Genomic DNA, 14,513 nt, shown 5'->3' on the forward strand with positions numbered 1-14,513 from the left:
ATCTCGGGTTGCTAGCGGCTTGACAGCGAAATTTCGCAGTGGACGAGTACATACCTGACTCCATTTTCCCTAACACCACTATTAACCTCTCAAGTACTCTAACTTTCCGTGAGCATCAGGTAGGGATCTGCTGATGCTTTTGCCGGAGGCCTCGGTCTGGTTTTCTCAAGAACGTGAACGATTTCACATGAACTCAAGGTATCACCGACGACATGGTGGCCATCGCACGTGCCGAGCAATACGCGGCTATCGTCCCGGGTGTCATTGCTTATAGCGCCTCCTTTGATCGGCGCCTGCCAGCCCTCGCCCCTGAGCTCACCACCGCCTGCGCAATGCTGCGGTATATGGAGTGGTGAACGGGTAAAAGGGCTGGCAATGGTGCTGGATCAAGCTATCGAGGCCGCTATCGAATGCGGGGGCTGGAGGTCGGCTCCCACCGCGCCCTAGGCAATGCACGAATGACTCTGGACGTGCTGTGCTACCTGCTACGTCGCACAAATGGATGTAAATCAACAACCTGGCCTGCTGGTAGATATTCAGTAGAAACTGCCAAAGTGAATTCAATTTTTCACATAGCTAAAATCAAGCATCTCATGTCTATTGAAAGTGTCAGTCGGTACCAATAAGATGATTCTGCTACAACCAAATCAATATTAACATCAAGGATAGATTTTATGGCACTTAAACCAGGCCCAAAGCCAATAGCTAAATCAACTGGTGAAGTTGATAAGCGTCGTCGTGACAATAAAGACACGCAGGGAAATAATCCTGACTTGAAACCTAGCAAGTCCTCAAAAAAATAGGTTGTCACTGGCAGAAGCTACTTTAATGGTAGCTTTTGTCATTTAGGCTTTTAGGGAGTGAAGGCATAGTCGGTAATTTCGATTTATCTGACGATCATTACCCGCTCTATAGCATCCTGAGCAAGCCCAACCTGAAAAGGCTGGGCTTTTTCATGCCTTAAAAGAAACCCAAGACTCACTCCCCAAAAAACACCAACGCCCGCACCTCGATACTCCTCCTTGGCGGTGCATCCAGCGGCGTAGTCGGGTCATCAAACGCCGTATGTGCGCTGCGCCTTGCAACATCGCTACGCGAGTCATGGATCTTCAACAGCAGCACTTCATCCGGCCGCAACTGCGGGTAGTAATACCAGCGATGTGCGGGATTGGCCTTGACCGAAAAAGTCTCGCCAACCTTGTCCGGATACACCAGGTCGCTGGGCAGCAAGTCGCTCTCGGCCATGCTTTGCGCATCGCACAGGGCGAGTGGGGTACTCAGGACCGGCGCACCAATCGGCCGCCAGACGTTAATAATCGCAAACCGTTTCAGCAGCCGCTGTTCAGCCTCATCCGCAGGCAAATGATCACGTACCCTGCGAATCGCCGAGCGCTCGGTCTGGTCGTTATGCACGTACCGCACCGGCTCACGCAGCCCGCGGTCCTCGCGTCCAGGCTCGTCCACCCGGATGGTGTGGTCGAAGATCACCACTTTCACCGCACCGGTCTGTTGCTTGAGCAAGGCTTCGGTTTCCGGATAGTAGTGTTCACGGACCTGATCATCGTTTTCCAGGTCAGGCACCGAGCTGGTGTGGTCGATTCTTTCGAAACCGTTGCGATCCAGACAAGCCAGTTCGTCGAGCAACCGGGCGTTGTGAATACTCACTTGGGTGGGGTCCAGCACGCCGTTGCGCTTGGGTGTGCCGTCTGGCTGCGGGAAGGTGTAGTTCACCGGTCGCTCGCCGGTGTCCAGCAGGTAGTTGAGTTCGCCGATGACCGATGGCGGGGCGAGATGAGTCTGATGAGTTCCCATGAACAATCCTCCAGGCGTGAGGCGGTTTTCAGAAGGGTTCCTTGAAGGGCCGCAGGTCCAGTTCCTGGGTCCAGGCGCTGCGCGGTTGGGTGTGCAGGTACCAATAGGCGTCGGCGATGTCTTCGAGTTTCAGCGCACCGTCTTCCCCCAGTCGCGCCAGGTAATCCGGGGCCCGGCTTTGCACGCGCTCACCGTCGATGGCGCCATCGATGACCACATGGGCGACGTGCACGTTTTGTGGCCCGAACTCGCGGGCAAATGACTGGCTCAGTGAGCGCAAGCCCGCCTTCGCGGCAGCAAAGGCGGCGAACGGTGGCTTGCCTCGCAATGAAGCGGTAGCCCCGGTGAACAACAGGCTGCCGCCACCACTGTCGAGCAGCAAGCGGGTGGCCTCGCGGGCAAACAGGAAGCCACCCAGGGTCGATGCCCGCCAGGTCTGCTCGAACAACTGCGCGCTCAACTCCAGGGTCGGCGCTGCGACGGAGTTGCCGACATTGAAGATCGCGGCCTTGAGGGGGCCCAACTGGCTGATCTGCTGGCTGGCGGCGATCACCTCGGACTCGATTCCCGAGTCCGCCACGATAGCCACCGCCTCCCCGCCGAGCGCACGGATGCCCTCGACCACAGCCTGCAACTTGTCCGGGCTCCTGCCGCTGACAGCCACCTGCAAACCCTCCCGCGCGAAGCGTCGCGCCAGCGCCGCTCCCAGGCCGGCCACGGCACCCACACCAGCAACCCACACCACAGGCTCGGATCGAGACTCAGACATTAGCCACTTCCTCAATGAGATACGTGGCTAACAATTTACCCATCGCCGGGCGTGAGGAATAAGAACATCGACAGCTAAGGTTATGCGCTGACTCAATAGCGCATTTCCACCGCCACATAAGCCCCAATCCCATCCCCTGGATACAACGACGCCGTATCCTGCCCCTTCGCGTCATACAACGGCTGCACCGCCGTCACGTATTTCTGATTGGTCAGGTTCTTCAAATCCAGCGACACCTTCCAGTCCTTGCTCGGCGTTTCATACCCCACGTTCGCCCCGAAGATTGTGTAGGAGGGCGCATAGAAGCTGTTCGCATAATCCACCGCCGTACGCGAAGCCGATTGCACATTCACCCCGGTATAGAAGCCCGCCGGGTGCTGATACTGCACTTCGCCCTGATAGATATGCTTCGGAATCCCCGGCAGTTGGTTGTCGCCGAAGGCCGGGTCGTGCCGGTAGTAGAAGTCGTTATAGGTGTACACCTGGCGCAGGGTGATTTTTTCACCCGAGGTGTTTTCCCACAGGCGTGTATTCAAGCCGGCCTCGATCCCTTGGTGGATCGTCGGCGTGGCGTTGAATGCACCGGTGACCGCAGCAGCCGTGGAGGTGGCCGGGATGATCTGCACGTTGAGCAATTCATTTTTCACCCACGAGCGGTAGAGCGCCAGGCTGCCGTCGAAGATGCCCGATGAACCCTTGATCCCGACTTCCACGGTATTGGCTTTCTGTTCCACCAGCGGCCGTACGTACGGCGTGGTCGGCCCGGAGCCGGAGTATTCCCACGACGCCGGTGGATCGACGGAGCGGCTGACGTTGGCAAACACTTGCAGTTGTGGGTTGAACTCGTAACGCACGCCCACTCGCGGTGCCAGGCTCCAGTTGTCGTAGGTCACATCGCTCGGGTAGGTGGTGGTGTTGGCCACCAGGGCTTCCTTGACGTCGGCATGGCGGCGCACGTTGATCGCCGAGACGCCACTGGTCAGCCACAGGCCGTCCACCAGTTCCAGGTCGTTGCCCACGGAGAACACGTGATCGAACGAGGAGCTGTAGTCGACGAACTTGCGCGTCTGTTTGTTGGCGAAGGTGGAGTCGACCTGGCCCTTGAGGTGCTCGGTGGAGGTGAAGGCCAGGCTGGAGCGGCTTTCGTGGCCGAACAGGGTGTCGCGGCGGTCGTAGTTGATCACCGCGCTCAGGTCATGCCAGTCCCAGTAGCTGGGGTTGCTCGGGCTGTTCGGGCTGTTGTTGTGGGCGTACTGGTAGTAGACGAAACCCACCGACAGGGTGGCGTCGTCCTCAAAGGTGTAGGTGGTCTTGCTGCCCAGCCATACGCTGCCGGGGCGACGGCTGCCGGCGCCGCTGCTTTCGGCGGTGGCACTGGCGCGGTCGGAGTGGTGCTTGACCGCATCCAGGGTGGTGGCGCTCGGGTCGTTGTGGAACTCGTCGCGGTAACGCAGCATCACCCGGGTTTCGAGTTGCGGGCTGAAGCGGTAGCCAAAGTTGGCCACCACGCCCTGGCTCTTCGACAGGCTGTAGTCGCGGTAGCCGTCGCTGCGGTAGTTGTCGGCATTCAGGTAGTAATCGAACGCACCCTCGACGCCGCCGACACTCAGGCTTTGCTTGTTGTAGCCGTAGCTCCCGGTTTCCGCTCGCACCCGCAGCCCGGGTGCGGTGTAACCGGTCTGGTTGACGAAGTTGATGGCGCCGCCAAGGCTCAGTGCGCCGTACTGGAAGGCGTTGGCACCCCGCAGGATCTCGGTGTAGTTCACCCCCGAGCCGTTGAGGAATTCGTAGGGTGTGCCGCCCGGGCCGGTGATCGGCAGGCCGTCGAACAGGAACTTGATGCCCTCACGGAAATACCCCGGCGAGGTGTTGGCGCCCGAGCCACGGATGGAGATCTTGGCCGCGTCGTTGCCGCCGGTGGACTGCACGAACACGCCCGGCTGATAGGCGAGGGTGTCCTGCAAGGTGGCGGTGCGTCCCTTGGCCACCTGTTCGCTGTCGACCACGCTGGTGCCGCCTGGCACTTCGGACAGCTGACTTTTGGCTGCCTCAACGGGCGTGATTTTTTGTGCCTCTACTGTCACCGTCTTTAGCCGTGTTCCGGTCGTCGGTGTGACCTCATCATCTGCCTGCACACTGGCGGAAAAAACCAGGGCTGAGCCCAGTCCCACCATCGCCAGCCAAGTTGCTTGCCGCACGGCAAGTGTCAACTTTTGCAACTCTCCCCGAAAGATTGGATCCATTAAGCGTGTTCCTTGTGAATAGATAAAAGAGCCCCAGCTTTCTATTCGAATAGTCATGCCTGTTTCGCTCTGAGCAGTTTCTATGCCAAGACTATTGGCCAAGGAATACGGGCGCTTAGTTAAGGTTAAGTGTTCTGCGGGATACTTTGTTTTGAATCGGTGTTTGATTCTCAACAGTCAACTTTAATGCCTGGGATTACCGCAGCTGTCGCGAACGCAACAGTTGATAAGCAGTGTGTAAGGCTACCAACAATTCCGGGGTGTATAACGGGTATAACCATATAAGTATTTGGCAGCGTTCGCCCCGTTTTACAAGGGTTTTGCGCTGGTTTTGTGGTCAATATGGCGTTTCTTGAAGACTGGCATGCTCACTGCATTACACCCCGTAATTGCAAACTTTCAGTGTTCATCGAGTTCCTCTAAGGAAGTGTCATTGACAACCATCCTGAAACTTTCGGCGGTTATTTCACTGTGCCTGGCAGTCAATGCCTGCTCACCGGCTGCGGCACCGAAACATGAAACGTCTGCGGCTGATGGCACGGTCACCAACGGTGTAGTGACTTATTCGGCGACGGACTTTCATGAGTCGTCACCGGGGCGCAGTGGCGGAACTTTGCGCGTCTCAGCCGCCTCCGACGCCGGCAGTTTCGATGTTCACGCACTGTCTAACGGCAACATCCAGTGGATGGGCCGGATTCTCTTCGATTGCCTGGTGTACCAGGACGAGCAGGGCAATATCAGCCCGTGGCTGGCCCGCTCCTGGGACATCTCCGACGACGGCAAGACCTACACCTTTCACCTGCGCGACGACGTGACCTTCAGCGACGGCGAGAAATTCAATGCCCAGGCGCTGCAAACCAACCTGGACCACATGCGCGACCCGGCGACCAAGTCCCCACTGGCCGCGGCCTATATCGCGCCGTACCTGGATGGCAAGGTCATCGACGACTACACCTTCGAAGCCCATTTGCGCGAACCCTATACGCCGTTCCTGGATGTGCTGGCGCAGTCCTGGTTGAGCATGATCTCGCCCAGGCAGATTCGCGAGGCGCCGAAGACCATCGCCGAGCACCCCATCGGCAGCGGGCCGTTTACGTTGCAGGGCTACACCCGTGACCAGGGCGCGGTGTTCATCAAGCGCCCCGGCTATAACTGGGCGCCACCGGTGACGCGCCACGCGGGCGAAGCCTACCTGGACCGTATCGAACTGAGCTACGTCCCCGAAGCCATGATCCGCTTCACGGCGCTAGAGTCCGGCCAGTCGGATTTCGCGCTTGATGCACCGGCCCAGAATGCCGCCGCCATCCGTGCCAACCCGAACCTGGTGATGCGCAGCCGGATCCGCAAGGGCAACCCGAGCCGCAGCATGACCTTCAACGTCGAGCAGCCACCGTTCGACGATGTACGGGTGCGTCGCGCAGTGGCCAAGGCCATTGACCGCGAAGGGTTGGCGTGGATTTCCGGCTTCGGCGAATACATCGCCAAGGCGGATTTCCTGGCGGCCAACACCCGGTTTTATCAACCCAACAACGACGCCCTGGCCTACGACGTGAAAGCCGCCAATGCGCTGCTGGACGAGGCCGGCTGGGCCGGGCGCGATGCCCAGGGCTATCGAACCAAGGACGGGCAGCGCCTGAAGGCAACGATGCTGTCCTATGACAACCCGGCGTTTCCCGCCAGCGTTTCGGTGGCCATCCAGGCCGACCTGAAAAAAGTCGGCTTCGAGATGCCCATCGAAATGCTGCCGCTGACCCGCGTGACCGAGAAACGCTACGCCGGGAAGTTCCAGGCGCTGGCGGGCGGTTACTGGCACACCAACACACCCGATGGCCTGTTCGTGCTCTATCACAGCCAGGCCATCAGCACCGACAAGATCATCGGCCAGAACGTCGGGCGCTTCCGTGATGCCGAACTGGATCGCGTGCTCAGCGCCGCCCGCCAATCCCGCGACCCGGTGCAATTGCAGGCGCTCTATGGCGAGGCGCAAAAGCGCCTGACCGAAACCGTCCCGGCGGTGCCTTCGGTGGAAAGCCAGGTGCTCACCGCGTATGGCCGGCAGGTCCAGGGGGTGATTTTCGATACCTCCCACAACGTACCGTTCTTCACCAGCATCTGGCTGGACCGGGGGCAACCATGAGCCTGTTCAAATCCATCGCCTGGCGCCTGCTGGCGGGCATTGGCGTGCTGTGGGGCGCGGCGACGCTGACGTTCCTCGCGGTCAATTTCAGCGGCGGTGACACGGCGCTGGCAATCCTCGGCGGGCCGGATTCGATGCCCACCCCGGAGCTGCTGGCCCGGGTGCGTGCCGAGTACGGCTTGGACCAACCCCTCATCGTGCAATACGGCAATTACCTGGTGCGCCTGGCCCATGGCGACCTGGGCGAGTCCTATCGCTTGCGCATCCCGGTGCAGCAGGCGATTGCCGAGCAGATCGGTGCAACCATTCAACTGTCCCTGAGCGCGGCGTTGCTGGCGGTGGTATTGGCCCTGGTGTGCGCGATCCTCACCGCCAACCGTTCGCGTTGGGTGCGTTCAGCCGTTTCAGGCAGCGAGCTGGTGCTGTCATCAGCACCTTCGTTTGTGATCGGCATGCTGTTGTTGCTGGTGTTTTCGTTTCATTGGCACTGGTTGCCGCCCTCCGGTTCCGTGGGCTGGCGCTCATTGATCCTGCCCTCGATCGCGCTGGCGTTGCCGGTGGCGGCAGTGCTGACCCAGCTGCTGCGCCAGTCCCTGGAAGACACCCTCGAACAACCCTTTATTGCCATGGCCCGTGCCCGTGGCTTGTCCGAAACCGCTGTGCGCCTGCGTCATGCCTTGCGCCATGCGCTGGTGCCGTTGGTGACCCTGGCCGGGTTCGTGTTCGCCAGCCTGCTGGGCGGCGCGGTGGTGGTGGAATTGCTGTTTGCACGCCAGGGCATCGGGCGCTTGATGCTTGATGCCACCAGCAACAAAGACGTGCCGGTGGTGCTGGGCGTGACCTTGCTGGCCGCCACCGTCTATGTGCTGGTGAACCTGGCCGTCGATTTGATCAACCGCTGGATTGACCCTCGGGCCAACCAAGCGTGAGTGCCTTTGAAGAAGGAAAAACCATGAGTGCTTCGATCCCCGCTGAAGTGAGTTATGCCGACTTGCACCAGCGTTTCGCTGACGTATTTGCCCGGATAGCCGACACCGCCGTCGCCCGCGAGCAGCAACGCGAGCTGGCCCATGACGCGGTGGCATGGCTGCGCGAGGCCGGCTTTGGCGCACTGCGTGTGCCGCAGGCCTTGGGCGGCCTGGGTGCAAGCCTGCCGCAGCTGTTTCGCCTGTTGATTGAGCTGGGAGAGGCCGATTCAAACCTGCCGCAGATTGTGCGCGCGCATTTCGGGTTTGTTGAAGGCCGGCTTTCCAGCCGTGACAGCGAGTCCCAAAATTACTGGTTCGCCAAAGTCGTCGACGGCGAGTTGTGGGGCGCCGCCATGGCCGAGCGCACCGACACCACCCGCAACTCGGTGACCCTCAGCGCAGTCGACTCCGGCTGGCAGCTGGACGGCGAGAAGTACTACTGCACCGGCACGCTGTACGCCAACTGGATCGCCGCCGTGGCCCTGGATGGCGAAGATTTTGTCAGCCTGGCGGTACGCACCGACGCGCCGGGTGTCACCGTCGAAGATGACTGGGACGGCTTTGGCCAGCGACTCACCGGCAGCGGCACTACCCGCTTCAAGGCGGTGAACGTACCGGAGCAGCATATTGTGCGGCGCTTCAAGAAAGACGAACTGCGCGCCGAGTCCTACCTGAGCGCTTTCTACCAGCTGTTCCACCTGGCGACCCTGGCCGGCATCGCCAACGCCGTGCTGCGTGACGCCACCGAGTTCGTCAAGGGCCGCACCCGCGCGTTTGGTGTGCCGGGGCAATCGAGCCCCAAGGATGACCCGCTGGTGCAGCGCGTGATTGGCCGCTTGTCGAGCCTGGCCTATGCCGCACGCACCCAGGTGCTGGCCGTCGCCGAGGTGCTGCAGGACGTGCACGAAGCGGAGCAGGGCGGGCACGCAACCGAACAGCATTACACCGAGGCCGAGATTCGCGCTTTTCAGGCGCAACAGATCGTGCTGGAACAGGTACTGGAAGCCACCACGCTGCTGTTCGAAGTCGGCGGCGCCTCCGCCACCAGCGAGTCGCGCCGCTTCGACCGGCATTGGCGCAACGCACGAACCCTGGCCTCCCACAACCCGGCGATCTTTCGCGAACGGGCACTGGGCAACTACTACCTCAATGACGTCACCCCGAACGCCGCCTGGCGCAGCCTGCAAGCCGCCGACGCCGAGCAGCAGGCCGCCCGCGACGAAGCGAGTGCGGTATGAGCCATCAACCCTTGAAGAAAAAAGGATCACCCATGCGTTACCGCCAACTGGGCAACAGCGACATCCAAGTCAGCGTGCTGGGCCTCGGCACCATGACTTGGGGCCACCAGAACACCGAAAACGATGCCCATCAACAGATCGACCTGGCACTGGCCGAAGGTATCAATTTCATCGACACCGCCGAGATGTACCCCACGCCCACCAAGGCTGAAACCTGGCGCACCACCGAGCGTTACATCGGCAGCTGGCTGGCGGCCAGTGGTCGACGTGACGAGGTGATCCTGGCCAGCAAAATCGCCGGCCCGGCCCGTGACCCCAGTAGCCAGCAGCACATCCGCGACGGCCTCAGCCGCCACGACCGGCGCAACATCGTCCAAGCCCTCGACGGCAGCCTCAAACGCCTGAACACCGACTACCTCGACCTGTACCAACTGCACTGGCCCGACCGCACCACCAACATCTTCGGCCAGCGCGAATACCCGTATCAGGCAGACACCCAGAGCGTCGCCATCGAGGAAACCCTGGCGGTGCTGGCCGATCAGGTCAAGGCCGGCAAGGTGCGCCACATCGGGGTTTCCAATGAAACCCCGTGGGGCGTCGCCGAGTTTCTCAAGCAAAGCGAACGCCTCGGCCTGCCGCGCATTGCCAGCGTGCAAAACCCCTACAGCCTGCTTAACCGCCTGTACGAAGGCGGCCTCTCGGAGTTCACCCATCGCGAAGGCGTCGGGCTGCTGGCGTACTCGCCTCTGGCCTTCGGTGCACTCACCGGCAAGTACCTGGGCGGCGCACGGCCCGAGGGCTCGCGGCTGTCGGCGGTGTACCGCACTTTCAATCGCTACGACAGTGCCTCGGCCCAGGAGGCCATCACCGGCTACGTGGAGATTGCCCGGCAACATGGCCTCACTCCGGCCCAACTGGCCCTGGCCTTCATCATCGACAAACCCTTCGTCACCAGCGCACTGACCGGGCAAACCAGCCTGGCGCAATTGCGCGACAACCTCGGCGCGCTGGACGTGACGCTCGGCGACGAGATCAAGGCGCAGGTCCAGGCCATCCACCAGCGCATTCCCAACCCCGCGCCCTAGCACCAGGAGCCTGGCATGACGCAAACCATTGAAACGTTGATCGGCAATCGCCCGTTGCGTCTTGTCGAGTTTACCCAACTGCGGCCGGGTCTGGTGCTCGCCGGGGTATTTGTCGGGCTGTTGCTGCTGGCCGCCGTTGTTCCGCAATGGCTGGCCCCGTATGACCCGTTGGAGGCGTCGGCGCGCATGGCGTTCCAGGCGCCGAGCAATGTGCATTGGCTGGGCACTGATGAGAACGGGCGCGATGTGCTCAGCCGATTGATTTATGGCGTGCGTTCGTCGCTGTTCATGGGCCTCGCAGCTACGGCGCTGGGCCTGGCCTGGGGCACCTTGCTCGGGTTGATCGCCGGGCTCGGTCCGCGTTGGCTGGACGGCGCCTTGATGCGCGGTATCGACGTGTTGCTGTCGTTTCCCGACCTGTTGCTGGCGCTGGTGATCATCACGTTTTTCGGTCAGGGCACGGCCAATCTGATTCTCGCGATAGGCATCGCTGGCGTGCCGCGTTATGCGCGCCTGGTGCGGGCGCAAACCCTCAGCGTACGCAATGCCGGCTACGTCGAATCCGCCGTCACCCTCGGCCAATCGCAGCTGGCGGTGGTGCTGCGGCACATCCTGCCGAATGCGTTCAAGCCAGTGTTGATCCTCGCCACCATCGGCATCGGCGGCGCGATCACTGCCGGTGCCGCCTTGAGTTTCCTCGGCTTCGGCGCGCCGCCGCCTGCGCCGGAGTGGGGCGGGATGATGTCCATCGGGCGCAGCTTCCTGGCCAACGCGCCGTGGCTGGTGGCCTGGCCCGCCCTGATCATCACCCTGACCGTTGTTTCCATCAGTGCCATCGGCCGCGAACTCTTGCGCCGCAGCGAAGGAAAGCCTCTATGACGATGAACATCCATACCCTCGGCCCGCTGGTCGATATCCGCGACCTCACAGTACGTTTCGGCCAGGCCGAGCCAGTGTTGCACGGTGTCAGTCTGCAGTTGAGCCGGGGTGAATGCCTCGCGCTGGTGGGGGAGTCGGGGTCCGGAAAAAGCGTCACCGCCCGCACCCTGGCTGGCCTCACCGGCAAGGACGCCCATGTCCAGGCTGCCAAGCTGGCCTTCCAGGGCGTCGACCTGCGCCAGCTCAACGAGCGGGCCTGGCAGCAACTGCGCGGCGCGAGCATCGGCTTTGTGATGCAGGACGCGTTGGGCGCGCTGGACCCGCTGCGCCGCGTCGGTGCCGAGATCGAAGAACCGTTGCACCTGCACACCGCATTGGGCCTGGAAGCGCGCCGCCTGCGGGTGCTGGAACTGCTGCGGGATGTCGGTGTGCCGGAACCGGAACTGCGCGCCAGCCAATACCCCTGGCAACTTTCCGGCGGCTTGCGCCAGCGGGCGCTGATCGCCTCGGCGATTGCCTGCAATCCGCGGCTGATCATTGCCGATGAACCCACCACGGCACTGGATGCCACGGTGCAGGCCCAGGTCATCGCCCTGCTGGAGAGCCTGCGCGGTGAAGACAATGCACTGCTGATGGTCAGCCACGACCTGTCGGTGGTCTCGCGCCTGGCCGATCGCGTGGCCGTGATGCGCCACGGGGTGATCGTGGAGGAGGGCAGCACCGAACAGGTCCTGCAAGACCCGCGTCATCCGTATACCCAACTGCTGCTGCGGGCCGCCAAGGCCGTGCACTTCCAGCCTACGCGCCGGTTGCTCACGGCGGTGGAGCCCGAGCCGGCGCCCCAGGGCGAAATACTGCTTGAAGCACGCGAGCTGTCCAAAACCTTTATCGGCCCCGACGGCAAAACCCGCACGGTGCTGAACCAGGTGTCGCTACAGCTGCGTCGCGGCGAGACGCTGGGGGTGGTGGGCGAATCCGGTTGCGGCAAGACCACCTTGACCCGGCTGATACTCGGCCTGGAAACCGCCGATGCCGGCGAGGTGTGGATCAATGGCCAGCGCTGGTCCGACCTCGACGCCAGGCAAAAACGCGAAGCCCGGCGTGCGGTGCAAGTGGTGTTCCAGGACCCGCTCAGCTCCTTCGACCCACGCTACACCGTGCAGCGTGTGCTGTTCGAAGCGCTGGTGGTGGCTGGCGTACCGCGTCATGCCCGGCGCGACCGTGCCCTGGAACTGCTGGAACTGGTGCGCCTTGATGCCAGCGTCTTGTCGCGCCGGCCGATCGAACTTTCCGGTGGCCAGCGCCAGCGCATCGCGATTGCCCGAGCGTTGGCTTCCGAGCCGCAGATCCTGATCTGCGATGAACCGGTGTCGGCGCTCGACGTGTCGGTACAGGCACAGATTCTCGAACTGCTCGACGACCTCAAGCGCCGCCTCGGCCTGGCTTGCCTGTTCATTTCCCATGACCTCGGCGTGATCAACCACGTCAGCGAGCGCGTGTTGGTGATGAAGGCCGGTGAAGTGGTGGAGTCCGGCTCGGTACGCGCGGTGTTCGACCGTCCGGCCCATGCCTATACCCGCGCGCTGATCGATGCGATCCCGACCCTTGAAACCGACTACACGCCGATCCCGTTCTACCTGAATGTCGCGATCTGACGTATTGGAAAACGTATCTACGAAAGGAGTGCTCCTGGTGCCCAAGCAACTGCACGTGAATTTGTTTGAAATGAACTGCGTCAGCCACATCGTCCATGGTTTGTGGGTGCACCCGGACAACAACCGGCACCGTTTCAATGACCTGGACTATTGGACCGAGCTGGCGCAGTTGCTGGAATACGGCACCTTTGACGGCGTGTTCCTGGCCGATGTGATTGGCACCTATGACCGCTTTCGCGACGGCCCCGAGACCTCGCTGCGTGAGGGCATGCAGATTCCCAGCAACGACCCGCTGCTGGTGATTCCGGCGATGGCCGGGGTGACCAAGAACCTTGGTTTCGGCGCGACCTTTTCCACCACCTACGAACCGCCGTTCGCCTTTGCGCGGCGCATGAGTACCCTCGATCACCTGACCAAGGGGCGGGTGGGCTGGAACATCGTCACCTCGTATTTGCCGAATGCGGCGCGCAACTTCGGGCACGACACTGAGGTGGTTCACGATCACCGCTACGAGATCGCCGATGAATACCTCGACGTGCTGTACAAGCTTTGGGAAGGCTCCTGGGACGATGACGCGGTGATTGTCGACCGTGAGCGTCGGATCTACACCGATCCGGACAAGGTGCGCTATATCAACCACGTGGGGGAACACTTCAAGGTTGCCGGCCCACACTTGTGCCAGCCTTCGCGGCAGCGTACGCCGGTGTTGTTTCAGGCTACGGGGTCACCGGCCGGGATCGAGTTTGCCGGGCGGCATGCCGAAGTGGTGTTTACCGGTGGTAATGATGCGCCGGCGGTGCGGGCGAATATCCAGGCGATGCGGCAGAAGGCAGTTGAGCATGATCGCGATCCGGCGGGGTTGAAGTTTATTGTGATGGCGGGGGTGATCGTTGGGCGGACCGATGAGGAGGTGAGTGCCAAGCTCGACAGTTATCGCAAGTTGGTGAGTGTCGAGGCGTCGCTGGCTCACGGGCAGTCGGCGATTGATTTGACGGCGTATCCGCGGGATACGTTGATCAGTGATCTGGTGAGTCGGCAGGTCAAGGGGTGGGAGAGTTTGAGCCGGTACAAGGCGGACTCCACTGTTGGGGCGGTATTGGCGCAGTTGGGTGGGTTTAATCGCGAGCGGTTTTTTGTCGCGGGTACGCCGACGGTGGTGGCGGACGCGATTGAGAAATGGCTGGATGAGGATGGGATCGACGGGATTAACCTGAGGCAGTATTTGTCATTTGAGACGGCGCGGGACTTTATTGAATTGGTGGTGCCGGAGTTGCGTCGTCGGGGGCGGTTTCGTGAGCGGTACAACGAGGGGGAGACGTTGCGGGAGCGGTTGTTTGGGGCTGGGCGGGCGCGGTTGCCGGGGGACCACTTTGGGGCGCGTTATCGGGATCCGGCGGCGTTGCTGAAGCCGGCGTTGCCGTTGCGGTTTTCATCATGAGGTTTGTGTACATATCCGTTGCTGCGGTAACGGCGGCTTATGGTTCCGCTCTTACAGCGGCTCACTTTGGAAAAGCCCCAAAGTAAGCAAAGGGCTCTGCCCCGCCTGTCGGCGCCTCGCTAGGGCTCGGCGTTCCCGCACTCCGGCACGGCTCCGCGGGCCGCCGCGACGGGCCATCCATGGCCCGGCGCGGCTAAATCGGCATCCTTGCCGATTTACCCGCTCCACCGTGCCTACTTGCGGCCATCGTGGTTGACGGGGCCCGCAGATCAAAATCAAAAGCAAGAGC

At 61.7% G+C, this 14,513-nt stretch carries 10 protein-coding genes; 7 read left to right on the top strand and 3 right to left on the bottom strand.

Features of this window, described 5'->3' with window-relative positions; genetic code table 11:
• Positions 1-978: 978 nt before the first annotated feature.
• The 3 genes from HX821_RS12740 to HX821_RS12750 all read right to left on the bottom strand — a co-directional run bounded on the left by HX821_RS12740 (position 979) and on the right by HX821_RS12750 (position 4,824).
• A complete protein-coding gene (locus HX821_RS12740) occupies positions 979-1,812 on the bottom strand; it encodes a CmcJ/NvfI family oxidoreductase (protein WP_177035840.1) in 834 nt (277 codons plus the stop codon).
• A gap of 28 nt (positions 1,813-1,840) precedes the next feature.
• The gene (locus HX821_RS12745) at positions 1,841-2,581 is read right to left on the bottom strand and encodes an SDR family NAD(P)-dependent oxidoreductase (protein ID WP_177035841.1); all 741 of its coding nucleotides are present in this window, start codon (positions 2,579-2,581) and stop codon (positions 1,841-1,843) included.
• A gap of 92 nt (positions 2,582-2,673) precedes the next feature.
• Positions 2,674-4,824, bottom strand: coding sequence for a TonB-dependent receptor (locus HX821_RS12750; protein WP_177035842.1), 2,151 nt, complete (start codon positions 4,822-4,824; stop codon positions 2,674-2,676).
• A 433-nt stretch (positions 4,825-5,257) separates the two neighbouring features.
• On the opposite strand from HX821_RS12750, the gene HX821_RS12755 reads away from it, so the two are divergent.
• The 7 genes from HX821_RS12755 to HX821_RS12785 are packed head-to-tail and all read left to right on the top strand — an operon-like array spanning position 5,258 to position 14,224.
• Positions 5,258-6,961 (top strand): ABC transporter substrate-binding protein, encoded by a 1,704-nt coding sequence (locus HX821_RS12755; protein ID WP_177035843.1) that lies wholly within the window; start codon positions 5,258-5,260, stop codon positions 6,959-6,961.
• Positions 6,958-7,890: an ABC transporter permease gene (locus tag HX821_RS12760; protein ID WP_008431773.1), complete on the top strand. Its 933-nt coding sequence runs from the start codon at positions 6,958-6,960 to the stop codon at positions 7,888-7,890. The genes HX821_RS12755 and HX821_RS12760 overlap by 4 nt, the downstream gene beginning before the upstream one ends.
• Before the next feature lie 23 nt (positions 7,891-7,913).
• On the top strand, positions 7,914-9,167 hold the full coding sequence (locus tag HX821_RS12765) for an acyl-CoA dehydrogenase family protein (protein WP_177035844.1): 1,254 nt from the start codon (positions 7,914-7,916) through the stop codon (positions 9,165-9,167).
• A gap of 32 nt (positions 9,168-9,199) precedes the next feature.
• Positions 9,200-10,252 carry an NADP(H)-dependent aldo-keto reductase gene (locus HX821_RS12770; RefSeq protein ID WP_177035845.1) on the top strand — a complete coding sequence of 351 codons (1,053 nt, stop codon included), beginning with the start codon at positions 9,200-9,202 and terminating at the stop codon, positions 10,250-10,252.
• Positions 10,253-10,267: 15 nt separating this feature from the next.
• Positions 10,268-11,131, top strand: coding sequence for an ABC transporter permease (locus tag HX821_RS12775; protein ID WP_177035846.1), 864 nt, complete (start codon positions 10,268-10,270; stop codon positions 11,129-11,131).
• The gene (locus HX821_RS12780; protein WP_087694259.1) at positions 11,128-12,786 is read left to right on the top strand and encodes an ABC transporter ATP-binding protein; all 1,659 of its coding nucleotides are present in this window, start codon (positions 11,128-11,130) and stop codon (positions 12,784-12,786) included. Before HX821_RS12775 ends, HX821_RS12780 begins: the two co-directional genes overlap by 4 nt.
• A gap of 37 nt (positions 12,787-12,823) precedes the next feature.
• Positions 12,824-14,224, top strand: coding sequence for an LLM class flavin-dependent oxidoreductase (locus HX821_RS12785; protein ID WP_087694260.1), 1,401 nt, complete (start codon positions 12,824-12,826; stop codon positions 14,222-14,224).
• Positions 14,225-14,513: the final 289 nt, after the last annotated feature.

It is taken from the genome of Pseudomonas sp. B6001 (assembly GCF_013386015.1).
Taxonomy (GTDB): domain Bacteria; phylum Pseudomonadota; class Gammaproteobacteria; order Pseudomonadales; family Pseudomonadaceae; genus Aquipseudomonas.